Source organism: Meiothermus ruber DSM 1279 (assembly GCF_000024425.1).
Lineage (GTDB): Bacteria > Deinococcota > Deinococci > Deinococcales > Thermaceae > Meiothermus > Meiothermus ruber.
On record NC_013946.1, the window covers coordinates 1 to 22,175 of the forward strand.

At 62.9% G+C, this 22,175-nt stretch carries 25 protein-coding genes and 1 CRISPR repeat array; of the genes, 19 read left to right on the forward strand and 6 right to left on the reverse strand.

Annotation, left to right across the window (positions count from 1 at the left end):
- Positions 1–36 precede the first annotated feature (36 nt).
- The 9 genes from dnaA (at position 37) to MRUB_RS00045 (ending at position 9,276) form a co-directional block, all read left to right on the forward strand.
- On the forward strand, positions 37–1,356 hold the full coding sequence (gene dnaA / locus MRUB_RS00005) for a chromosomal replication initiator protein DnaA (protein ID WP_013012302.1): 1,320 nt from the start codon (positions 37–39) through the stop codon (positions 1,354–1,356).
- A gap of 505 nt (positions 1,357–1,861) precedes the next feature.
- The gene (gene dnaN / locus MRUB_RS00010; RefSeq protein ID WP_013012303.1) at positions 1,862–2,947 is read left to right on the forward strand and encodes a DNA polymerase III subunit beta; all 1,086 of its coding nucleotides are present in this window, start codon (positions 1,862–1,864) and stop codon (positions 2,945–2,947) included.
- 166 nt (positions 2,948–3,113) lie between these two features.
- Positions 3,114–4,388 carry a phosphopyruvate hydratase gene (gene eno, locus MRUB_RS00015; RefSeq protein ID WP_013012304.1) on the forward strand — a complete coding sequence of 425 codons (1,275 nt, stop codon included), beginning with the start codon at positions 3,114–3,116 and terminating at the stop codon, positions 4,386–4,388.
- 17 nt (positions 4,389–4,405) lie between these two features.
- Positions 4,406–5,830 carry a pyruvate kinase gene (gene pyk, locus MRUB_RS00020; protein WP_013012305.1) on the forward strand — a complete coding sequence of 475 codons (1,425 nt, stop codon included), beginning with the start codon at positions 4,406–4,408 and terminating at the stop codon, positions 5,828–5,830.
- 24 nt (positions 5,831–5,854) lie between these two features.
- Positions 5,855–6,997 carry an alpha/beta hydrolase family protein gene (locus tag MRUB_RS00025; RefSeq protein ID WP_013012306.1) on the forward strand — a complete coding sequence of 381 codons (1,143 nt, stop codon included), beginning with the start codon at positions 5,855–5,857 and terminating at the stop codon, positions 6,995–6,997.
- A gap of 106 nt (positions 6,998–7,103) precedes the next feature.
- Positions 7,104–7,295 carry a hypothetical protein gene (locus tag MRUB_RS00030; RefSeq protein ID WP_013012307.1) on the forward strand — a complete coding sequence of 64 codons (192 nt, stop codon included), beginning with the start codon at positions 7,104–7,106 and terminating at the stop codon, positions 7,293–7,295.
- Positions 7,292–8,032, forward strand: coding sequence for an AzlC family ABC transporter permease (locus tag MRUB_RS00035; RefSeq protein ID WP_013012308.1), 741 nt, complete (start codon positions 7,292–7,294; stop codon positions 8,030–8,032). The genes MRUB_RS00030 and MRUB_RS00035 overlap by 4 nt, the downstream gene beginning before the upstream one ends.
- A 54-nt stretch (positions 8,033–8,086) precedes the next feature.
- The gene (locus MRUB_RS00040) at positions 8,087–8,410 is read left to right on the forward strand and encodes an AzlD domain-containing protein (RefSeq protein ID WP_013012309.1); all 324 of its coding nucleotides are present in this window, start codon (positions 8,087–8,089) and stop codon (positions 8,408–8,410) included.
- Positions 8,407–9,276 carry a DMT family transporter gene (locus MRUB_RS00045; protein ID WP_013012310.1) on the forward strand — a complete coding sequence of 290 codons (870 nt, stop codon included), beginning with the start codon at positions 8,407–8,409 and terminating at the stop codon, positions 9,274–9,276. Before MRUB_RS00040 ends, MRUB_RS00045 begins: the two co-directional genes overlap by 4 nt.
- Before the next feature lie 5 nt (positions 9,277–9,281).
- On the opposite strand, the gene MRUB_RS00050 is transcribed toward MRUB_RS00045, so the two are convergent.
- Positions 9,282–10,352, reverse strand: coding sequence for an LLM class flavin-dependent oxidoreductase (locus MRUB_RS00050; protein ID WP_013012311.1), 1,071 nt, complete (start codon positions 10,350–10,352; stop codon positions 9,282–9,284).
- Between the two features lie 58 nt (positions 10,353–10,410).
- Positions 10,411–11,421: a polyprenyl synthetase family protein gene (locus MRUB_RS00055; protein WP_013012312.1), complete on the reverse strand. Its 1,011-nt coding sequence runs from the start codon at positions 11,419–11,421 to the stop codon at positions 10,411–10,413.
- A 412-nt stretch (positions 11,422–11,833) separates the two neighbouring features.
- A CRISPR array of direct repeats spans positions 11,834–12,306; the repeat unit is 35 nt; unit sequence GTTGCAAACAAAAAGCCCCGTAAGGGGATTGAAAC.
- A 94-nt stretch (positions 12,307–12,400) separates the two neighbouring features.
- On the opposite strand from MRUB_RS00055, the gene MRUB_RS00060 reads away from it, so the two are divergent.
- Together MRUB_RS00060 and MRUB_RS00065 are read left to right on the forward strand one after the other, a co-directional pair.
- Positions 12,401–12,622 carry a hypothetical protein gene (locus tag MRUB_RS00060; protein WP_013012313.1) on the forward strand — a complete coding sequence of 74 codons (222 nt, stop codon included), beginning with the start codon at positions 12,401–12,403 and terminating at the stop codon, positions 12,620–12,622.
- 174 nt (positions 12,623–12,796) lie between these two features.
- A complete protein-coding gene (locus tag MRUB_RS00065) occupies positions 12,797–13,459 on the forward strand; it encodes a PspA/IM30 family protein (protein ID WP_013012314.1) in 663 nt (220 codons plus the stop codon).
- Positions 13,460–13,537: 78 nt separating this feature from the next.
- On the opposite strand, the gene MRUB_RS00070 is transcribed toward MRUB_RS00065, so the two are convergent.
- On the reverse strand, positions 13,538–14,296 hold the full coding sequence (locus tag MRUB_RS00070) for a hypothetical protein (RefSeq protein WP_013012315.1): 759 nt from the start codon (positions 14,294–14,296) through the stop codon (positions 13,538–13,540).
- 25 nt (positions 14,297–14,321) lie between these two features.
- On the opposite strand from MRUB_RS00070, the gene MRUB_RS00075 reads away from it, so the two are divergent.
- The 5 genes from MRUB_RS00075 to MRUB_RS00095 all read left to right on the forward strand — a co-directional run bounded on the left by MRUB_RS00075 (position 14,322) and on the right by MRUB_RS00095 (position 18,491).
- Positions 14,322–14,795, forward strand: a complete 474-nt coding sequence (locus MRUB_RS00075) for a hypothetical protein (RefSeq protein ID WP_013012316.1) — start codon at positions 14,322–14,324, stop codon at positions 14,793–14,795.
- A 9-nt stretch (positions 14,796–14,804) separates the two neighbouring features.
- The gene (locus tag MRUB_RS00080) at positions 14,805–15,485 is read left to right on the forward strand and encodes a hypothetical protein (RefSeq protein ID WP_013012317.1); all 681 of its coding nucleotides are present in this window, start codon (positions 14,805–14,807) and stop codon (positions 15,483–15,485) included.
- A gap of 104 nt (positions 15,486–15,589) precedes the next feature.
- Positions 15,590–17,449, forward strand: coding sequence for a 1-deoxy-D-xylulose-5-phosphate synthase (dxs, locus tag MRUB_RS00085; RefSeq protein WP_013012318.1), 1,860 nt, complete (start codon positions 15,590–15,592; stop codon positions 17,447–17,449).
- Between the two features lie 195 nt (positions 17,450–17,644).
- Positions 17,645–17,830, forward strand: coding sequence for a hypothetical protein (locus MRUB_RS00090; RefSeq protein ID WP_013012319.1), 186 nt, complete (start codon positions 17,645–17,647; stop codon positions 17,828–17,830).
- Positions 17,831–17,867: 37 nt separating this feature from the next.
- Positions 17,868–18,491, forward strand: a complete 624-nt coding sequence (locus MRUB_RS00095; RefSeq protein ID WP_013012320.1) for an MBL fold metallo-hydrolase — start codon at positions 17,868–17,870, stop codon at positions 18,489–18,491.
- A 10-nt stretch (positions 18,492–18,501) separates the two neighbouring features.
- Here MRUB_RS00095 and MRUB_RS00100 read toward each other — a convergent pair whose 3' ends face one another.
- Positions 18,502–18,861, reverse strand: coding sequence for a rhodanese-like domain-containing protein (locus MRUB_RS00100; protein WP_013012321.1), 360 nt, complete (start codon positions 18,859–18,861; stop codon positions 18,502–18,504).
- A gap of 103 nt (positions 18,862–18,964) precedes the next feature.
- Here MRUB_RS00100 and pdo point away from each other — a divergent pair, with 103 nt between their 5' ends.
- From pdo to MRUB_RS00115, 3 genes are read left to right on the forward strand one after another with little or no spacing between them, the layout of a single operon-like run.
- Entirely contained in the window at positions 18,965–19,642 is a 678-nt protein-coding gene (pdo, locus tag MRUB_RS00105; protein WP_013012322.1) for a protein disulfide oxidoreductase, read from the forward strand.
- Entirely contained in the window at positions 19,639–20,007 is a 369-nt protein-coding gene (locus MRUB_RS00110; RefSeq protein WP_013012323.1) for a rhodanese-like domain-containing protein, read from the forward strand. Before pdo ends, MRUB_RS00110 begins: the two co-directional genes overlap by 4 nt.
- A gap of 13 nt (positions 20,008–20,020) precedes the next feature.
- A complete protein-coding gene (locus tag MRUB_RS00115) occupies positions 20,021–20,308 on the forward strand; it encodes a metal-sensitive transcriptional regulator (RefSeq protein WP_013012324.1) in 288 nt (95 codons plus the stop codon).
- 151 nt (positions 20,309–20,459) lie between these two features.
- On the opposite strand, the gene MRUB_RS15680 is transcribed toward MRUB_RS00115, so the two are convergent.
- Positions 20,460–20,921, reverse strand: a complete 462-nt coding sequence (locus MRUB_RS15680) for a GGDEF domain-containing protein (RefSeq protein WP_041654022.1) — start codon at positions 20,919–20,921, stop codon at positions 20,460–20,462.
- Positions 20,909–22,066: a hypothetical protein gene (locus tag MRUB_RS15685; protein WP_013012325.1), complete on the reverse strand. Its 1,158-nt coding sequence runs from the start codon at positions 22,064–22,066 to the stop codon at positions 20,909–20,911. The genes MRUB_RS15680 and MRUB_RS15685 overlap by 13 nt, the downstream gene beginning before the upstream one ends.
- Between the last annotated feature and the right edge of the window lie 109 nt (positions 22,067–22,175).

A 22,175-nucleotide genomic window follows, 5' to 3' on the forward strand; every position in this document is an offset into this window, starting at 1 on the left:
GTAAAATGTACAAACTTGTATAGGGGAGGAGCGGCCTTGACCCAAAACACTGTCTGGCAGAATGTGCTCGAGTACGTGCGCCAAAGTATCACCGAGGTGGAGTACCACACCTGGTTCGAGAAGATTCAGCCGCTGGGGGTGGTCAACGGCTCACTCGAGCTAGGGGTACCCACCAGCTTCTTCAAAGGCTGGATTGAGGACCACTATGCCGAGCTGCTCACCGAAGCACTGGCCCGTCTGGGGGCCCAGGCACCTCGCTTCGAGCTCAAGGTAATTCCAGGAAAGCCTGTTCAGGAGGATATTTTTTCTGCATCCACCCCCAACAAACCCCAAGAGGCGCGCGCCCGGCTCAATCCCAAGTACATCTTCGAGAATTTTGTGGTGGGGCAGAACAACAACCTTGCCCACGCGGCGGCAGTCGCGGTCGCCGAGTCTCCCGGTAACGCGTACAATCCGCTATTCATCTATGGTGGCGTAGGCCTCGGCAAAACCCACCTGATGCACGCGGTGGGGCACTCGGTAGCCCAGCGTTTCCCTGATAAAAAAATCGAGTATGTCTCCACCGAGACCTTTACCAACGAGCTTATCAATGCCATCCGCGAGGACCGCATGAGCGAGTTCCGCGACCGCTACCGCTCGGTGGATCTGCTGCTGGTAGACGATATTCAGTTTATCGCCGGCAAGGAGCGCACCCAGGAGGAGTTTTTCCATACCTTCAACGCTCTTTATGAGGCCCGGAAGCAGATTATTCTGTCGTCAGACCGGCCCCCTAAAGATATCCTGACCCTCGAGGCCCGCCTGCGCAGCCGCTTCGAGTGGGGATTGATTACCGATATCCAGCCCCCCGACCTCGAGACCCGGGTAGCCATCCTCAAGATGAACTCCGAGTATCGCAATATGCGCGTTCCTGAGGAGGTACTGGAGTACATCGCCAGGCAAATTACCTCCAACATCCGCGAGCTCGAGGGCGCCCTGATGCGGGTGATCGCCTACGCCTCACTCAACGGCGTACAGCTCAGCAAAGCAGTAGCCATCAAGGCTCTGTCCGATGTGTTTGCAGCCACTGAGAGTGGCCTGGCTCCAGAAGAAATCCTCAAAGCTGTGGCCGAGCATTACAACCTCAGGCCGGAGGAGATACGCGGTGCAGGCCGACGTAAAGAGGTCGTGATTCCTCGTCAAATTGCCATGTACCTGATCCGCGAAATGACCCATGCCTCGCTACCGGAAATTGGGCAGTTCTTCGATGGGCGCGACCATACCACAGTGCTGTACGCCATCCAAAAGATTCAGGAGAGCCTGGATACCGAGCCTAACCTCCAACAAACCCTCAAAAGCATTCGTGAGCGCTTGCGTTAGGTTAGCCAACTGCTTCTCGTATCGGCTGGGTAATTAAATAACATAATCACCAGGCCTGGAACTGTGGATAAATTAATTAGCCCTGTGGATAACTCTGTGGATAACTTGTGGATAACCCTGTGGATAGACCTGTGGATAAGTGCGTCTACGCCGAGCCTGTGGATAAGTGCCCTGTTTTTCCACAGCTTGTCCACAGGTTATGCACAATTTTCCACACCTTTTATCCACAGGCCAAATTCGATACCCATGCGGGTTTAGAAGCCCTTATCCACATATCCACAGCCCCTACTACTACTACTACTGATTTTAAAAATTTTTAAGAGAAGTAGGATTCTTAAATTTCAGCGTCGACCAGTTTTCACAAACCCATACCCACTCAAGAAGGCCCCGCAGGAAGCACCAACCCAATTTCGGCGAACAGGGTTGGCTGTTAGAATAACTAGGCTGACCGGGGCCGTACTTCACACCCAGCGCCCCGACCAGATCGCCCAGCACGGAGGCCAGCGTGGAAGTTCGCATCCCCAAACGTACCCTTGCCGAAGGACTATCCATTCTAGAGCGGATCATCCCCAGCCGCAGCTCCAACCCTATTCTGACCTATTTACCCATGGAACTTTCCGATCAGGGCCTAATTTTGCGCGGAACCAACGGCGAGGTGGATATCGAAGTTAAGCTACCCGCCGAGGTACAGGGCACGGGTCAGGTGCTGGTACCGGCCCAGACCTTTGTGCAGATTGTGCGCAGCGCCCCAGGTGAACTGGTGGAGTTGATCTTTGGGGGCAAGGAGCGCCTAGAACTGCACTCGGGGGCCTTCAACACCCAGCTTGCCACCACCGGCCCGGACGGTTACCCCGAGCTATCGTTTGGCCCGCCAGGCCCTGAAAAAATCGCGGCTTCTCGCCTGGCCCAGGCCATCACCCGTGTGCGCTACGCGGCCAGCACCGAGGAGTTCCGGGCCATCTTCCGTGGGGTGCAGATCGAGATGTCTCCCACCAGTTTGCGGGCAGTGGCCTCCGACGGCTACCGTCTGGCCTGTTACGACCTGCCCATGCAGCTTCAAACCCGCAAGCTGGTTATTCCGGCTCGGAGTGCCGACGAGATCGTGCGGGTTTTCAAGGATGCCCAGGGCGAGGTGGCCCTGGCGGTGGCCGAGGGCACCCTGACGCTGGTGGGTGAGGCGGTGCGGATGTCGGTGAAGCTGATGGAGGGCGAATTCCCCGACTATGGGCGGGTCATTCCGCAGAGCTTTGTACTGGAGGCCACCTTGCAGGCCGAGGCCTTGCGCGAGAGCCTAAAGCGGGTAGCGGTGCTGTCGGATCGCAACAACCACCGCGTCAATCTTCTGTTTAATCACAACAAGCTTGATATCGATGCCGAGGGCGATTATGGCCGGGGCAGGGAAGAGCTCGGCATAGAGGCCTCGGGTGAACCCCAGCTAATGGTGGCTTACAACGCGCAGTTCTTGATTGATGCCCTGGCCCCCATCGAGGGGGCGGTGCGGATCAAACTATCCGGCCCTACCAGCCCCAGCTTGGTGCAGGCGGTGGAGGATAGTGGCTACTTAGCGGTGGTGGTGCCGCTACGGGTCTGAATCCCTGTGCGAAGCAAGGGCAGGTCATCCCGAATTTTTGAGCCGTGTGTTGGTGGGATCGCCAGGTTTGCAGGTCTTTGTCATGTGAGGGCCCTCAGGCTTGGGTGTAAACTTGTAGGCGGCTTGTTAGGCAGTAGAAGCGTTTCCAGCAAGGAGGCACATACCAATGACCACAATCGTTGAGATCAAAGGACGGGAAGTACTCGACTCGCGCGGCAACCCCACCGTCGAGGCCGAGGTGGTGCTCGAGTCGGGGGCCCGTGGGCGGGCCATGGTGCCTTCGGGTGCCTCTACCGGGGCCCATGAAGCGGTGGAGCTACGGGATGGCGGGCCCCGCTTCGGGGGCAAGGGGGTGCTGCGGGCGGTGGCGGCCATCAACGAGCGCATCGCCGACGAGGTGATCGGGCTGGACGCGCTTAATCAGGAGGCCGTGGATAAAACCATGCTCGAGCTCGACGGCACCCCCAACAAAGGCAACCTGGGGGCCAATGCCATTCTGGCGGTCTCGCTGGCCACGGCCCATGCGGCGGCCAGCGGGCTGGGCTTGCCGCTCTACCGCTACCTGGGGGGGGTGCAGGGGGTGACCCTGCCGGTGCCCTTGATGAACGTGATCAACGGGGGCAAGCACGCCGATAACAACGTGGACTTCCAGGAGTTCATGCTGGTGCCCGGTGGGCTGCCCACCTTCTCGGAGGCCCTGCGGGCCGGGGTCGAGACTTTCCACGCCCTGAAATCGGTCTTGAAAGCCAAAGGCTACAATACCAATGTGGGGGACGAGGGGGGGTTCGCCCCCGATCTCAAGTCCAATGAGGAGGCGGTGGAGGTGCTGCTTACGGCCATCGAGAAGGCCGGCTACAAGCCTGGCCAGGAGATCGCCATCGCCCTCGACCCGGCCAGCTCGGAGTTTTACCAGGAGGGCCGCTACGTGCTCGAGGCCGACGGCAAGTCGCTCTCCGGCCCGGAGATGGTGGCCTACTGGGAAAACTGGGTGAACCAGTACCCCATCGTCTCCATCGAGGACGGGCTGGCCGAGGATGACTGGGAGACCTGGAAACTCCTGACCGAGCGGCTGGGCCGGCGCATCCAGCTCGTGGGCGACGACCTTTTTGTAACCAACCCAGCCATCCTGAAGCGCGGCATCGAGCTGGGGGTGGGAAACTCCATTCTGGTCAAGGTCAACCAGATCGGCACCCTCTCCGAAACCCTGGAGGCCATCCGGCTGGCCCACCGCTCCGGCTACACCACCATCCTCTCGCACCGCTCGGGTGAGACCGAGGATAACACCATTGCCGACATCGCCGTGGCGGTTAATGCCGGCCAGATCAAGACCGGCTCGGCCAGCCGCTCGGATCGCCTGGCCAAGTACAACCAGCTTTTGCGCATCGAAGAGGAGCTGGGCACGGGGGCGCGATTCCTGGGCTTTGGGGCCTTCAAAAAATAAGGCCTGAGACCGAGATTATGGGACTCTTGAAACGAACCAAAATTGTGGCCACCCTGGGGCCCGCCTCGCGTTCGCCCGAAGTGATACGGGCCCTGATCGAGGCCGGCGTCGATGTTTTTCGCCTCAACTTTTCGCATGGCGTGCCCGAGGACCACCGGGCCTCGGTGCAGATGATCCGGGAGGCCTCGAGCGCCCTCGGCCGCACCGTGGCCATCCTGCAAGACCTGCAAGGCCCCAAGATTCGCTGCGGGCGCTTCCGCGAGGGGGCGGTGGAGCTTCAGCCAGGGCAAAAATTCATCATCACCGCCGAGCCCGTCGAGGGGGATGAAACCCGGGTCTCGACCACCTACCGGGGTCTGCCCAACGATGTGACCCCAGGACAGATTCTGCTTCTGGATGATGGGAACATCCGACTGCGGGTGGACGAGGTTCGCATCAACGACATCCACACCACCGTGCTGGTAGGGGGGCGGCTTTCCAACAACAAGGGCATCAACATCCCCGGGGCCGACCTTTCGATCCCAGCCCTGACCGATAAAGACATCGACGATATCGCCCTGGGCGCCGAGCTCGAGGTGGACTGGGTGGCCATTAGCTTTGTGCGCAGCCGCGACGACCTGCTGCTGGCCCGCCACTACCTGACCCGCCACAACTCCCGCGCCCGGCTGATGGCTAAGATCGAGAAGCCCAGCGCGGTGGCCCGCTTCGACGAGATCCTCGAGGAGGCCGACGGCATCATGGTGGCCCGCGGCGACCTGGGGGTGGAGATGCCGCTGGAGGAGGTGCCGGCGGTGCAGAAGCGCATCATCCTCAAGTCGGTGCAGGCTGGCAAGGCCGTAATTACCGCCACCCAGATGCTGGAGTCCATGATCAAAAACCCCAGCCCCACCCGCGCCGAGGCCTCGGATGTGGCCAACGCCATCTTCGACGGCACCGATGCGGTGATGCTTTCGGCCGAGACCGCTGCGGGCCAGTACCCGGTCGAGGCGGTCTCGTTCATGACCCGGGTGGCCAAGACCATCGAGGCCACCCAGGAGTACAAAGACCGCCTCAACGCCCTGCGCCCGCCGGCCACCCGCACCGTGCAGGACGCCATCGCTCGAGCTGTGGACGATGTGGTGGAGTCCACCGGGGCCAAGGCCGTGGTGGTGTTCACCTCCAGCGGCGGGGCGGCCCGCCGGGTGGCCCGCACCCGGCCCCCGGTGCCGATTCTGGCCCTGACCCCCAACCCCCACGTGCGCAACCAACTGGCCCTGGTCTCGGACGTGCTGCCCCTGCTGGCCCCCGACCCCAAAGACACCGACGATATGGTGCAGATTGCGGTGGCCAAGGCCAAGGAAACCGGCCTGGCCGAGGTGGGCGAGTATGTGGTGATTGCCGCCGGGGTGCCCTTTGGGGTGCGGGGTACCACCAACATGATCCGGGTGGAGCGGGTTAGCTGAAGCCGGAAGGAATCTGTGCAAGGGATGCTGAAGCGCCTGGCAATGGTGCTGCTTTTGAGCGGCATCGCGATGGCCCAAGGAGTGAACGTGAAACGCCCGGATGCCCCACCCCTGGCAGCTCGAGGCAGTGCGGTGGTGGGGGTCAGAACCCTGCAACTCACCGACCCAGGCCGCCAAAACCGAAGTATTACGGTTGAGGTCTGGTACCCTGCCAGCGGAATCCAACAAAACACGGTCTACCCGAGCGTGATTGGGCAGACCCCGGTTCAGATTGCCGGGCGCGCCAACCGGGACGCCGCGCCTGCCAGTGGTAAGTTTCCACTGATTGTGGCCTCGCACGGCCAGCCCGGTACCCGCTTTCAGTTTGCTTATCTAAACGAGCACCTGGCCAGCCAGGGCTTTGTGGTGGCCGCGCTCGATCACCCCGGCTCGACCTACCAGACCCTGACCCAGCCAAACTACATCAGCAGCATTGTGGACAGGCCGCTGGATATTCTGTTTGCCATCGGCGCGGTGGCCCAGCAGATTCCGAACGCAGACGCTGGCAACGTGGGGCTGCTGGGCTATAGCTACGGCGGCTACAGCGTAATCAATGCGGCCGGTGCGGGGCTGGACGGCGCGGCCCTGAGCGAATACTGCCGGGCCAGCAACAACGAGGGGCCCTGTTTTGCCCTGCCCTTCTTTACCCAGCTCGAGGCCCAGCGCGGCCTGAACGCTGTCAAGCCCGATGCCCGCATCAAAGCGGTGTTCGCCATGGCCCCCTACGGCCAGCCCTGGATAGGGGCCCGCTCGCTGGCGAACCTCAGGGTTCCTTTGTTTGTGGCGGCGGGCGAGGACGACGATGTGGCCACCTACCGGCGCGACGCGCTGGAGTACTTCCGCCAGGCGGGTTCGCAGGATAAGTACCTCCTGAGCCTGGCCGCCGCCCAGCACAACCCCTTTGTGGAGTGCCCCCCCGAGGTGCGGGGTAGGGAAGAGGACTACTGGCGCTGCTTTGAGCCGGTGTGGGACATGGAGCGCGCCCACGACCTGGTCAAGCACTTTGCCACCGCTTTTTTCAGACGCTTTTTGCTGAATGACAACGAGGCAGGGCGCTTTTTGAACCCCAGTCTGCCCGGATTCAAACCGCGCACCACCGTAGGGGTCAGGCTGGAAACCGCGAGGTGAGGGGGCTGCCGACGCCCTAGCGGCAGGGCGCTGGACTTACGCCTGGCTGTAAAGCGTGATACAACAGCTTTAGGGGTCGGAGGGCCTTGAGTTGGGAGCACCAGCCATGTCACACCACCTGCAAATCGAACGCCTCCTCGAGGCCAGCCGCCGCATCGATCCGGTTTTCCTGCACACCCATGCCGGCGCGGCAGGCCTGGCCGTGCCCTTCCAGTACGACCATCTCAAAGGCCGGCGGGTTGCTGCGGTGCTGTGCGGCTCCAACCTGACCCCAGCGCAGATGGAGGCGTGGCTGTGAACCCTTCCCTCAACAGCCCGAAAGCCGCCTTCTGGCGGGGTTTTGTGGAGATACTGCCGATGACCATCGGAGTGATTCCCTTTGGGCTGGTCACCGGCATCGCCGGGCTCCGGGCGGGGCTGAGCACCCTCGAGATCACCCTTATGTCGGCCCTGGTGTTTGCGGGGGCCTCGCAGCTGGTGGCGCTGCAGCTCATGCACTCGGGGGCGGCAATCCCCCTGGTGTTGCTGGCCGGGTTGGTGGTGAACCTGCGCTACGTGATGTACTCCTCGGCCATCGCCCGGCACCTGGAGCCCTTCCGGGGCTGGCTCAAACCCCTGGCGGCCTTCCTGTTGGTGGATCAGAACTTCGCCCTCACCATGGAGCGCTATCAACGGCTGGGCCCCCGGTGCACGCCGTGGTACTTTCTGGGCGGGGGGGTGCCGCAGTACATCACCTGGGTGAGCAGCACCTACCTCGGCGCGTTGCTGGGGGCGCGGGTTCCCGAGCGCTGGGGCCTCGAGTTCGCCATCCCCCTGGGTTTTATGGTGCTCCTGATCCCTGCCCTGCGCGACCGCCCCAGCCTGGCTGCCGCCCTGGTGGGCGGTCTGGTGGCCACCGCCCTGGTCAGCCTGCCCTACCGCTTGGGCCTGTTTATTGGCGCGCTCGCGGGCATCGCGGCGGGGGTGTGGCTGGAGAACCGCAAGAGGGGCCGGGCGTGGGAAGATGCCCCGAAAGAGATCAAAGAAGGGCCCTGACGAAGCAAAAACCCTAACGGCTTCAGAGCACGGCTGCTTTTACCTGAATAGGACATGACCTCGCTCGATATCTGGCTCAACATCCTGGGGCTCGCCCTGATCGCCTTCGCGGTGCGCTACTACCCCATGGCCCTCCTCGAGCGCTTCAGGCTGCCCCCGCTGGTGCGGCAAGGCCTGCGCTACGTGCCTGCTGCGACCCTGGCGGGGCTGGTTTTCCCGGCCTTGCTTACGCACAACGGCCGGTGGGCCGGGCTGGCACACCCCGAGTTGTGGGCCGGGCTGGTCGCTGCCTTGGTGGCCTGGCGCTTCAAGAACGCGCTGCTCACCATTGGGGTGGGGCTGCTGGCCCTGTGGCTGCTGCGCTCGGTGGGGTTATGAGGCTTGCGTTTTGGGCCCCGATTATCTTTGTGCTGCTGTGGAGCACCGGCTTCGTGGGGGCCAAGTTTGGGCTGCCCTACGCCGAGCCCTTCACCTTTTTGTGGGTGCGGATGCTGATTGTGGCGGGGTTGCTTTCGGCGCTGGCCGGGGTGCTGCGCTCGGCCTGGCCCAGGGGCTGGGCCCTGAACCTGCACATCGGGGTCTCGGGGCTGCTGCTGCACGCGGGCTATCTGGGCGGGGTGTTTTTTGCCATCTCGAGGGGGATGCCGGCCGGGCTGGCGGCCCTGATTGTGGGTTTGCAGCCCATCCTGACCGCCCTCCTGGCCCAGCCGTTGCTGCGTGAGCGGGTGAGCGCGGTGCAGTGGGCCGGGTTGCTGCTGGGCTTTGGCGGGGTGGGGCTGGTGGTGGGGGAGAAGGCCCTGAGCGCCCGAATCCTGCACATCGAGCCCTCGGCGTTTGTGGCCATCGTCCTGGCCCTGCTCTCCACCACCCTGGGCACGCTGTACCAGAAGCGCTTTGCTGCGCAGATGCCCCTGATTGGCGGGACGGTGGTGCAGTACCTGGCGGCGGCAGCGGGGTTATTTGTCCTGTCCCTGCTCTTTCGCGAGACCATGCAGATCCGGTGGACGCCGCAGTTCATCCTGGCCATGGCCTGGCTGGTGCTGGTGCTCTCGGTGGGGGCCATTCTGCTCCTGATGTACCTGATCCGGAACAACTCGGCCAGCCGCGTGGCCAGCCTGTTTTACCTGGTGCCCCCGGCCACCGCGCTGGAAGCCTACGTTCTGTTCGGCGAGCGGCTCGGGGTACTGGCCCTGCTAGGGATGGGCCTGACCGCACTGGGGGTGGCCCTGGTGGTGCGGCGCTGAAGCGTTCAGGTCGTGGCAACGCTGGGGTTGCTTTTGGAGGCGATCTCCTTGCGCACCACCGGCGCTACCTCGGTGCCGAGCAGCTCGATGGCCCGCAGAACCTTGCGGTGCGGGAGGGTGCCCACGGTGAGCTGGAGCAGGAAGCGCTGGTGACCAAAAATTTTGTGCTGGAACAGGATTTTCTCGATTATCTGCTCGGGGTGGCCCACAAAGTTGGCCCCGCGCAGGCCGGTGGAGGCCTCGTACTGGGCGCGGCTCTGGGGGGGCCAGCCGCGCTCCTGTCCGATGCGGTTCATGATGTAGCTGCTGCTGGTGTAGGCCAGCTCGAGGGCCTCCCGGGGGTCGTCGGCGATAAAGCCGTGCGAGTTGATGGAAAGGGGCTGGGGGGCGTGGCCCAGCCGCCGGGCGGTCTGGCGGTAGAGGTCGAAGAGGGGGGCAAAGCGCTCGGGCATCCCGCCGATAATGGCCAGGGCCATGGGCAAACCCAGCGTGGCGGCCCGTACCACCGACTGGGGCGTGCCGCCCACCGCCACCCAGACCGGCAGGGGGTTCTGCACCGGACGGGGGTAAACCGGCTGGTCGTGCAGGGCGGGGCGGAACCGGCCGCTCCAGGTGACGCGCTCCTGCGCGCGGATTTTTAGCAAAAGCTCGAGCTTCTCTTCAAACAGCGCGCTGTAATCGTCCAGGTCGTAGCCAAACAGCGGAAACGACTCGATAAAAGAACCCCGCCCGGCCATAATCTCGGCCCGGCCCCCTGAGAGCAGGTCCAGGGTGGCGAACTGCTGGAAGACCCGCACCGGGTCGTCGGAGCTGAGCACGGTGACGGCGCTGGTGAGCCGGATGCGCCGGGTGCGCGCGGCAATGGCGGCCAGAACAACCGCCGGGGCCGAGGCCAGGTACTCCTCGCGGTGGTGCTCGCCCACTGCAAACACGTCCAGCCCCACCTGATCGGCCAGATGGGCCTGCTCGAGCAAGTCCCGCATGCGCTGGGCGGGGTCTTGAAGCTGACCGGTGTAGGGGTCGGGGGTGTTTTCTACGAAGGTGTAGAGGCCAATTTCAAAGGGTTTGGGTTCCATGCTGGCAGTTTACTTTTTATAGCACTAGTAAACCTGGACTGGATTACCATGGGCGGGCTCAGGCCTCCCGCCGCACCAGGCTTTGCAGGATTTCCAGCACCAGCGCCCCATACGCGCCCCGTGGGGCCCCGCGCAGCACCGGCTCGAGCGCCTCCAGCCCCTCGGCCAGCAGCCGCTCGGCCACCTGCTGGGCCTGGGCCACCGCCCCCGACTGCAACAGCCGCTGGTGCAGCCACTGCACCTCCGGGGCGGGCTTTTGCTCCCTGGGAATGCGCAAAAGGGCCTCGGCCCGGCGGCGCTCCTCGGGGCTGGCCTGCTGCAAAAAGCGCAGCAAAATAAGGGTGCGCTTGCCCTCCCACAGGTCGCCGGCAATTTCCTTGCCGTACTTGGCGGGGTCGCCCATCAGGTTGAGCACGTCGTCCACAATCTGAAACCCGATGCCGAGCTTCAGCCCGGCCTCGCTGAAGATAGCGGGCGGCTCTGCCCCGGCGGCCAGTGCCCCCAGCCGCAGCGGGGCCACCGCGGTGTAGTAGGCGGCCTTCTGGCCCACCATCTCCAGGTAGTCCGGCTCGCCTAGGTCGAAGCGCTGCCCCTCCATCCAGCTCATCTCCAGGTGCTGGCCCTGGGCGGTTTGTTCCACCATGCGCACAAACTCGAGCAACACCGCCCGGGAAGCCCCCGCCTCCACCAGCAGGGCCCACTGCCGGGCGTGCAGCGCGTCGCCCGCGTTGAGGGCCAGCGGCACCCCGTACAGCTTGTGCAAAGCCGGTTTGCCGCGCCGTTCGTCGGAGGCGTCCTCGATGTCGTCGTGAATCAGGGCCCAGTTCTGGAAAAGCTCGAGCGCCGCCGCAACCGGCAGCACCCCCTCCAGCGAAGCCCCGTAGGCCAGCCCGGTGTACACCAGCAGCGTACCCCGCAGCATCTTGCCGCCGCGCTCGGGGTAGTCGCGCAGCATCCGGGCAAACTGGGCCAGCTCGAGGCGGGTAGCCGCCTCGGGCTTGGGCAGCGCGTCCAGCAGGTACTGCTGAATGGCCGCCCGCACCTGGGCCGGAGAAATATCGGCAACCATGCCCAAATACTACCCCCACCCGCCCCCGCCCGACACCCGTTACAAAGAGCGTAAACCCCGCCCAACCCGCCAAAAATGCCTGCGCGATCGCACCCCACCTCACACAAAACCCAACCCGAAGCCAGTCCAGCACAGCACGGAAACCCTTTCACCAAATAACCCATTATGTTTTGCGCAAAATGCTATAATACTTTCGTCGAGCAATTCGACAGCGCACTTTGAAAGCCAGGTTTTGCGATGAATAAGGCAAACCCACGCCACAAAAAATCTAAAAGTGCGGGAAAGTAAGCCCTCATCGCAAAAAACGCACTTTTTACCCCAGTTATCCACAGGGGGGCTGTGGATAACTCCAGTTTCTCATAAATACCCCCTCCAGCACCCCTGTACAGCACGGTGTTTAACGGGGTATGCTGTTGCAAACAAAAAGCCCCGTAAGGGGATTGAAACGCATCCATCACGCCCAACTTGTTGATTTCGATTTGCACTAGTTGCAAACAAAAAGCCCCGTAAGGGGATTGAAACGAATTGCAGGTGAAGCCTGTGTACTTTGGCGACCTTTTGGGGTTGCAAACAAAAAGCCCCGTAAGGGGATTGAAACGATGGTTAGCAGCGCCAGGCGAATATTACACTATGGCACGAGTTGCAAACAAAAAGCCCCGTAAGGGGATTGAAACGTGGCGTGAACGCGTTTGCACGTGCCCTTGGTTCCGTTGCAAACAAAAAGCCCCGTAAGGGGATTGAAACAGATAACGCAGTTTGCTCTTCATATCTCCTTCCTCCTGTTGCAAACAAAAAGCCCCGTAAGGGGATTGAAACGCCAGCCCGCCTGCTCGCCGCTTGCTGCTGCCAGGTTGCAAACAAAAAGCCCCGTAAGGGGATTAGAGTCACTCCCAAATGGCTGCCTTGGTGAGCTCGGCTGCTGTTTGGGGATTTGGCTTTATTACCAACAAAGCTTCTAAAAATGGAGTAAGTTTTAAAAATGGCAAAATTGGTTCGGAAATACAACCCCTACACAAATAAATTCGAGATGGTTCCAGAAGACTGGGTTTTGCGGTACAACCCTTTCCAAAACCGCCACGAGTTTGCCCCAGCGGACAACAGGTTCTCGTATCTGCCAACCAACGGCGAGTTTTCGGCCATTCCTGCGCCGCCGAAATACAACCCGCACCAGGAGACCTTTTCTCCCGGCAAGCGGGACTGAGAGCCGGTGTACAACCCGCTCGAGGGCGAGTTTGAAATACGGCCAACAAAAAAGGACGACCCCGAGTGGTGAAGTGCCGTTTGGGGCGTTTGTCCGGCAAAACCCGGCTTTGTGCGCGGTGGAGGTTGTGAGGGGGGTGGGGGTGCGCTACACTGGGTTACAGGAGGAACCAACATGGGCATTCTCGACCGCCTTTCCCGCCTGATTCGGGCCAATATCAACGATTTGATAAAGCGGGCTGAAGACCCGGAAAAAATTGTCGAACAGGCCCTGGAGGATATGCGCTCTGCGCTGCGCGAGGCCCGGATGGAGGTGGCCGAGGCCATGGCCGAGCTGAGGAAGCTCGAGCGCGAGCAGCAAAGCTACGCCGAGCAGGCGCGGGCCTGGGAGCAAAAAGCCGCCGAGGCCCTCAAGGGCGGGCGTGAAGACCTGGCCCGTGAGGCCCTCAAGCGCAAACAGCAGGCCCAGGCCCTGGCCGATGGCTTTGCCCAGCAGGTGGCCCAGCAACAGACCCTGGTCAACCAGCTCACCACCCAGCTCAAGGCCCTGGAGGGCAAAATTCAGGAGTCCGAGGCCAAGAAAGCCCTGCTCATAGCCCGCAAGAAAGGCGTGGAGGCCGCCGAGACGGTGCGCAGGTTCGAGTCCAAGGTAGACGCCCACAGCGCGGTGGAGGCCTTCGAGGACATGGAACGCCGCATCGAGGCCATGGAGGACAAGCACGCGGCCCTTTCGGAGCTGGATAAAAGCGACGTGGAGAAGGAGCTGGAAAGCCTGGGCAGCAACAAGGCTGTCGAAGACGACCTGGCCCGCCTCAAGCGCGAGCTGGGGATGGCGTAGGGCGCTTTACATTCACCGATTGCGGATAGTTGAAAGCAGGCAGAACCCCCGAGCAAATCGGGGGTTATTGCTTTTGGACTAGCTAGAGTTGTGGGTGGTGGCTTCGGCTAAAGCTAAAGCCAAACCGGCTTTAGGTGAGAGTCCCAGCGGCGGGTAGCCCAGGGCCTGCGCGGCAGGGTCGCCCTCGAGGGCTACCAGCAGGGTGGGGTAGTGGGTGCTGTCCAGGTGGGGCTCGAGCACCGCCCGCGTGTAGGCCAGCTCCTCGTCGTCGAGCCACTGCACCGCACCAGCAAACCGCAGGGCCTGGCCCTCGTAGACCAGGATTTCTCGTAGCGTTTTCGGTATCGCCTGGTGGTACGACCAAGCTGCTTGATAGAGGTGCAGCCGGGTCTGCTGGCGGATGTACTCGGGGGAGGGCTTCTCGGAAGTCCAGCAAGGAATTGAGACCCAGCCGTAGCGGTGGGCGAGGGCCAGCTCCCGCTCGCTCAGCCCCCATAACCCTTTTTGGGTGGTGTAGCGGTGGGTCCAGCCGCCCCTGGCATCGTCCAGCACCGTGAGCGAAACCTTGAGCTGGGCCTGAACTGGGGGTAGCTGCTGGGCGGCTTCCTCCATTGCAGCCTGGGCCAGGGCCTCGGCCTGCAAGGCCAGCAGTTCCTGCACATAGGCCAGCGCGTGTTCTTTGGCCATGGGGTTGGCGGCAATCAGGGGCACCAGCTCCACATCGTCGCCCTGGGCGTTCAGTACCTTGGCGAGATAGGCCCGGAAGCGCGTGAGGTCTCGAGGCTTCCGATAGAGCTCCTCCAGGTGGTGCAGCAGGGGTACGTACTGCCAGGGCATACCTATAGCGTATCCTTAAGGCACCATGGCCGGTATTGCCCTGTTGGAGCTGATGCTCTTGTTGCTGGCGGTGGGGCTTTTGCTCTGGGTGTTTGGGGCCAGCCGGAACCTGCCGCCCGCGCAGGAAGAGCAGGCCCACCGGCTGGAGGCGGCCCTGGCCGAGATTGGACGGCTAGGGGGGCGGCTGCCCCATCTGCACGATGCGCTCAAGCCGGCCCAGCAGTACGGGCGAGACCTGCGTAAGCTGCTGCCGCAACTGGCCGAGCTCGAGCGCTTTTTAGCCAAGCCCAGCACCGAAGGCCCCACCCGCGACCGCCTGCTGGTGCGCCACCACGAGCTTTTGCAGGGCTTTGAGCGGGGTGTGGAGTACCTCGAGCGCCTGGGGGCCGAGCTGTTGCTGATCTCGGGTTCCGAAGAGCCCCCGGCCCTGGCCGAGCTGCCGCAGCTCTTAATCGAATTGCGCGAGATTTTACATCCACTAAGCCCCACCCGAGGGTAAATTGGGGCGATGCGACGAATCGCGCTGCTGCTACTGCTGCTGCTGGGGGCCTGCGCGCCCCGCGCCACCGAACCCCAGAGCAATACCGCCCTCATTCAGGGCCCGGTGGGCTTCTACCCCTCCCAGCCGGGGCTGGACTGGGTCTATCTCCCGCCTCGGGCTTCCCTGGGCGACCCGCCGGTGCGTTTATCGGTGCTGGGCCCCACCACCTTTGAGGGCCAGCCAGCCATCCGCTACCGCCTGAGCGGACGGGGCCTCGAGCGCTCCTACTACCGCCAGGTGGATGCCGCCGGGGTGCGGCTTTTGGGCATGGAAGACTTCGACCGGCTGCAGGTGACCCGCTACACCCCCCCCATCCAGGAATACCCCCCCCAGGCCAGCCTGGTGGTGGGGGCCCGCTGGGGCGGTCAGACCCGCGAGGTTATCGAGCTGCGCGCGGGTAACAACGTCACCCGGGTGAGCGACCGGGTGCTGGACTACACCTACACGGTGCTGGGTAAGTCCAACGTGACCGTACCGGCGGGCAGCTTCGAGGTGTTCCGCATCGCCTGGGAGGTGCGCGATCCCCGGAACCCCAACCTGCGCGAGGGCTTCGAGATCTGGTTTTACCCTGGGGTGGGCGAGATCTACAGCTCGGTGAACTTTGGCGAACAGGGCGGGCTCTCGCTGATTGACCGCAACTTCAAATAGGCCCCTTTGTTCCCTGGGGTACTGCAACCGACCCACGAACCCCTAAAGTTTAGAACAATGCGCGCGGCGGTCGGGTCATCGCCGGGTCGTTTTGGGAGGCGCCTGTGATATTGCAAAAGGTCAACCAGCCGCAAGACCTCAAAACCCTCACGCAAGAAGAGCTGCTGCAACTGGCCCAGGAACTGCGCAGTGAGATTATCCGGGTGTGCGCCCAGAACGGCGGCCACCTGGCTTCCTCGCTGGGGGCGGTGGAGCTGATTGTGGCCCTGCACCGGGTGTTTGACTCGCCCAGGGATCGCCTGTTGTTCGATGTGGGTCACCAGGCTTATGCCCACAAAATCCTGACCGGGCGCAAGGAGGTCTTCCACACCATCCGCCAGGAAGGGGGCATCTCGGGCTTTACCAAGGTCTCGGAGAGCGAGCACGACGCCATTACGGTGGGCCACGCCTCCACCTCGCTGGCCAACGCCCTGGGCATGGCTATTGCCCGCGATACCCTGGGCGAAAACTACCATGTGGTGGGCATCATCGGCGACGGGGCCCTGACCGGCGGGATGGCCCTGGCCGCGCTCAACGTGATTGGCGAGCGCAAGCCCAGGCTGCTGATGATTCTGAACGACAACGAGATGTCCATCTCCGAGAACGTGGGGGCCCTGAACCGCTACTTCAAGGAGTATCAGACCAAGAAATGGGTACAGGACACCCAGAAGTGGGGTAAGCAGGTCTTGGAGGGCATCTCACCCCGGCTCTTTAGCCTGGTAGACCGGGCCAAGGAGGCCGCCAAGCTGATGCTGCACCAGGAGAACCCCTTTTACGCCTGGGGCATCCGCTATGTGGGGCCGGTGGACGGGCACGACCTGCCGGGCCTGATTCACATCCTCGAGCAGATCAAAGAACTCGACGGCCCCACCCTGCTGCACATCGTGACCCAGAAAGGCAAGGGCTACGGGGTGGCCGAGGAAGACCCCATCTACTGGCACGGGCCGCCCGGCTTCAACCCCCAAAAACCCGAGAAGGTGAGCAAGGGTTACTCCTGGTCGGCGGCCTTTGGCGACGCGGTGACCGAGCTGGCCCATAAGGAGCCCCGGCTTTTCGTCATCACCCCGGCCATGCGCGAGGGTTCGGGGCTGGTGAAGTACTCCCAGACCCACCCCGAGCGCTACCTGGACACCGGCATCTGCGAGGATGTGGCGGCCACGGTGGCGGCGGGCATGGCCCTGCGGGGCCTCAAGCCGGTGCTGGCTATTTACTCGACCTTCATGCAGCGGGCCTACGACCAGATCATCCACGACATCGCCATCGAGAACCTGTCGGTGGTGTTTGCGGTGGATCGAGCCGGGATTGTGGGGGGCGACGGGGCTACCCACAACGGCGTTTTCGACATCGCCTACCTGCGCACCGTGCCCAACGTGCAGATTGCCGCCCCCAAGGATGCTCTGGAGCTTCGGGCCATGCTCAAGAAGGCCCTGGAGCTGGGCGGGCCCATCGCCATCCGCTACGCCCGCGACAACGTGGAAAAAGCCCCCGAGGGGGTCTGGCCCGAGATCGAGTGGGGCCGCTGGGAGGTGCTGAAGGAGGGCTCCAAGGCTTATATCCTGGCCTTTGGCAAGACCCTAAAGTATGCCCTCGAGGCCGCCCAGGATCACCCCGAGATTGGCGTCATCAACGCCCGCTTCCTCAAGCCGCTGGACAAGGGGATGCTGGAAGCGCTGGCCCTGGAGGGCTACAAGCTGGTGACCACCGAAGACCACCAGAAGATGGGGGGGTTTGGCAGCGCGGTGCTGGAAGCCCTTAATGAACTGGGCCTGAAACCCGATATCCGCGTGCTGGGCCTGCCGGATGTCTTCTTTGACCATGGCTCCATTCCCCGCATGCACCGCGAGGCCGGCATTGACGCTGCGGCCATCCGGGCAGCCCTGGCCGGGATGGGCCTCGAGGTCAAGACGGCCACCCGCCGGGTGTGAACCCCCTCATCCAGGCTTGCCCTGGCTTTGCTATCCTGAACTTGGTTGGGGAGTAGCTGACCGCAAACGCGGGTGTCGGGGCCGTCAGTACAGGGCTAAAACCCTCGGTCAAGACAAGTCGAAAAACTTCAGCGAGACCACCACGGCAAAAACCCGTGGTGGTTTTTGCATGGTGAAAGGAGCAGACAAGACGCGATGAAAAAAATCTTTTTCAAACTGCTGGCTCTGCTGGTTGGGAGACTGTTAGCCAGGCGCTTTGGTTATGGCCGGCCCTACTACCCGGCCCATTACGACCCCCACTACCGGGGCGGGTTTTTCAAGCCCTACAAGTACAAGAGGAAAAAGAGCTGGCGCAAGAAGCTATTGGACTGGCTGGACTAGCCCATGGCTTTATGCACCGGGTGGTAGGCTGGGCTGGATGAAAGTCTTTGCGCTGGCGGCCAACACCTACCTGCTGGACACACCGCAAGGCCCGCTGCTGGTGGACTCGGGGCTGCCGGGCCAGCGGCGCAGGCTCGAGCGCTATCTGGGTAGTGTGAAGCCTGCTGCCCTGCTGCTCACCCACCACCACCTCGACCACGTGGGCGGGGCCCAGATGCTCTGGGAGCGCTACGGGCTGCCCATCTATGCCCATCCGCTGGATATCCCCTTCATAAGCGGGGAAGCGCGCCGCCCACCTTTTCCGCCCATTCCCGGGCTGGGTGACTGGATTGCCAACAGCCCCCGGCCGGTACCCAAAGAGGCCCTGAGGCCCGTTGAAGAAGGCGCGGAAGTGATGGGCTGGCAGGTGGTGCACCTGCCCGGCCATACCCCCGGTCAGATTGGCCTGCTGCGTGAAGGGGTTTTGCTGGCTGCCGACGCGCTGCGGGTGGGTGTGAAAGGCCCCTGGGTTCCCCCGGCCATGGTCAACCACGACACCCAACAGGCCCGGCGCACGGTGGGGAAGATCGCCCGCCTCGAGGCCCAGAAGATCTACGTGGGGCACGGGCCGCCCACCACTGCCCTGGCGGTGCGCGCCCTGGCCGAAAAGCTGGGGGTCTGAGCGCTGCAAACTAGCGCTGCAAATCCCCCTTCTTCACCGGCAACCCCGCGGCCTGCCAGGCCGAAATTCCCCCGGCCAGGTTGTAGACCTCGAGGCCCTTCTCGGCCAGAAACTCGGCGGCCTGCTGGCTGCGGCTGCCGCTCTCGCAAAAGCAGATGATGGGCCGGTCTTTGGGCAGGCTTTCCCAGCGCCTGGCCAGCTCGGCCAGCGGCAGGCCCTGGGAGCCCGGTATTTTGCTTAGTTTGCGCTCGAGGGGGGTGCGCACGTCAATCAGGAGTGCCCCGGCCCTGAGCTTTTCCTGGGCTTCCAGCGCACTAATCCGGGGCACCCTTGGCCCCAGCCCCAGCAGATTTTTGAACCAACCCCACATACTTTTCAGTCTAGAGGTCAACCACCCTTGCGAAATATATCCCCTGGGGGTATACTGAACATACCGGTGGGGGTATATGTGGCCCCTCGCCAAAGGAGAAACCATGTTTTTAGACGAGAAAATTCAAGCCCAGGTGCGCGAGATGCTGGCCCCCATCCAAACCCCTGTGGAGGTGGTGGTCTTTACCACCGCGGGCCTCGAGCTGCCCGGCCAGGAAGTGGGGCTGCAGGACGAAACCCTGGGCCTGCTCAAGGAAGTGGTGGCCCTGAACCCCCACCTGAGCCTGGAGCAGCGCTCCATCCACTCCGACCCCGAGGCCCAGGCCTTGGGCCTGCGCTATGCGCCCACCATCCTGCTACGGGAAAAAGGCTCGAACCGCAACAACATCCGCTTTTTGGGGCTGCCGGCCGGCTACGAGTTCAGCACCCTGATCGAAACCTTGCTGATGCTGGGCACCGGCGAGAGCAAGCTGGGTGAAAAGTCGCAGGCCGATCTGCAAAAAGTTGCCTCGCCGGTGCGCATGCAGGCCTTCGTAACCCCCACCTGCCCCTACTGCCCGCAGGCCGTGCTGGCGACCTACAAGCTGGCCTACCACAACCCCAACATCATCGCCGAAGGGGTAGAGGCCAGCGAGTTCCCTCTGCTCTCGAGGCGCTACAACATCTCGGGGGTGCCCGATACCATCATCAGCGGCGCAACCCAGCAGCGCATTCTGGGTGGGCAGCCCGACCGGGTCTTCGTGGAGGCGGCCATTAAGGCCAGCGCTGGGGTGGTGGTATGAAGGCCATAGCCAGCCTGGTGGTTTTTCTGGTGGCCTCCGCGGGGCTGGCCCAGGGCTTCAAGGTCGTAACCGTGGACGACCTCTACCGCGCGCTGCCCGATCCCAAAACCTTCGTTATTGATGTGCGCACCCCGCAGGAGTATGCCCGGGGGCACGTTCCCGGAGCGGTTAACTGGCCCCTGCAACAGATCGAGCAATGGTGGAGCAAAGTCCCCAAGGATCGGGTGGTCTACGTCAAGTGTAACACCCAGAACCGCAGCAGGGTTGCCGTGCAGTACCTGCTCTCCAGGGGGTATCGGAATCTGAACCTGGTTACCGGGGGCATTCAGGCCTGGATGGCCCGCGGGTATCCCACCACCCGATAAAGGAGCTTTTGCCATGACCACCGTCCCTGAAGCACCCCCGAATCTTCGCTTTGACGTGCAGGATAAAACCCGGATCATCCACCGGCTGCGCCGCCTGGAAGGTCAGGTGCGCGGTCTGCAAAAGATGGTGGAGGAAGACCGGGAATGCCGGGAAATCCTCACCCTCCTGAGCGGGGTTAAGCGTGCACTGGACTCGGTGGGGGAGGAGATCCTGGAGGCCTACCTGGCCCGCTGCCAGGCTGGCCCAGGGCAGCCCCAACCCGCCCAGGTGATCGAGGTGGTGCGGCTTTTGCGGAAGTAATACCGTTTCCGCTTGAATCCTTCACTGTTGAACGCAGTCAGAGGTGAAGTATTCAAGCCGACCGAAGGGAGTAGAAAAGCATTTCGGTAGTATCGTTTAGGCTTGCCGAAGTGAACGATACTACCGAAATGCGTATAAGACCACCAACTGGCTAATCTTCTGCAAGCTGACTGGAGATCAGGGCAGGGTGAATTCGGTCGCGGCCCGCTTGTTTTGCTTTGTAGAGGGCCTGGTCGGCTTGCTCGAGCCAGCGCTGCACGGTGGCCATCGAGGGGGGGATTTCGCCGCCGGCCAGACCGGCCGAGATGCTTAGCTGCCAGGCGATGGGGCTGATCTGCAGGGCCCGCACCTCGCTCTGGATGCGCTCCAGCACCCGGTAGGCGTCCTCGAGGTCGGCCCCGAACAGCACCAGCGCAAACTCCTCTCCCCCCAATCGCACCGCCAGGTCGTCGCTCCGGCTGGCCTTGCGCAATACCTCGGCCAACTGTTTAAGCAGCTTGTCGCCGACCGGGTGGCCGTAGGTGTCGTTGACCTGTTTGAAGCGGTCGAGATCCAGCAGGGCCAGGGTGATGGGTTTGCTGCGCTCGCTCGCCAGGCGAATCAGGCGCTGCATCTGGCGCTCAAAACCCCGGTGAGCGGGTCGGTGTAGGCCTTGCTGCGCCATTCGTTGAGGGTCAGGGAGAGCCGCAGCCGCTCGGTGAGCAGGGGGGCCAGGGCTTCCAGCCTGCGGGTGTCTTTGGGTGCGCTGGAGAAGTAAAGCCGTCCCTCGGTGGGGGTGTCCAGGGCCAGCTCGAAGGTATAGACGTAAGGGCCGTTCTGCCCTGCCCGAATGGTTACGTCGGAGCGCACCTCGATCCCCACCAGGTTGCCGTACAGAGGTTGGAGCCCCTCCATCACGCTGTGCAGCACCCCTTGGGGCGTGAGGTTTTGGGTGGACTGGGCTTTGCTGGAGAGGCTCTCGAGCAGGTTGATCCAGAGCTCGAGCTGCCGCTCGGCTTTGATAATCCGCTGATAGACCCCCCAGCCCACGCCGCCCAGGGTGACCAGCACCACATAGCCCCATCCCACCAAGACCATGCTGTGGAACGGGTGCGCAACCTGGGAAGGCCATCCCAGCAGCACCAGGCTGCCCAGCAAGCCACCCAGCACAAACCCCAGCAAACCTTTGCCCAGGCGGGCCTCGGTGGCCTCGAGGTAGCCTCCCCAGCCGATCAGCACGAAGCCCAGGGCCCAGACCGGATACACAAACCCGCCGGGGGGCCAGCCCAGCGCCAGGGCCCAGCTACCCCCGGCCTTGAAGATCAGCCCCAGGCCCCAGATCAGGCGGCTTTCACCAGCCTGTCCGTGCAAAGCCGATTCTAGAAGGGGCAGGGCCAGCAGCACCGGTAGCAGGTCGGTTAGCCACACCATCTGAGAAGAGCGGTTTGGAAGAACAGACAGGGCAGTTACCAGGGCGGCCAGTGCAAAGGGTAGCAGGGCCAGGGTCAGGCGGGGGGGTTCGTACAGGGGCAGTTGGCGCAGGGTGGCGGCCCAGGTCAGCGCGGCGGCGAACAGCAGGACGCCAGAGGGTGTCAGCGGGGCCTCGAGGCCCCCCTGGCGCTCGAGGAGCCAGACCGCAGCCTGCACGCCCCAGAGCAGCGTTCCCAGACTGGCCCAGCGCCAGACCGGCTCGGCCCGGGCCGGCCAACAAAGCGCCAGACCAGAGGCAACAGCCAGCAACAAGAGCCCGACTTCGGGGTGTACTCCCATCACCTTCATGAAAGTAGCATTGACATGGAAGGAAGTATCCGAAAAATGCACATTACTACGTTAATTTTGTTCGAATTTCCCGTTAACTGAAGCGGGCTTTCTTAATCTCGTGGGTTCA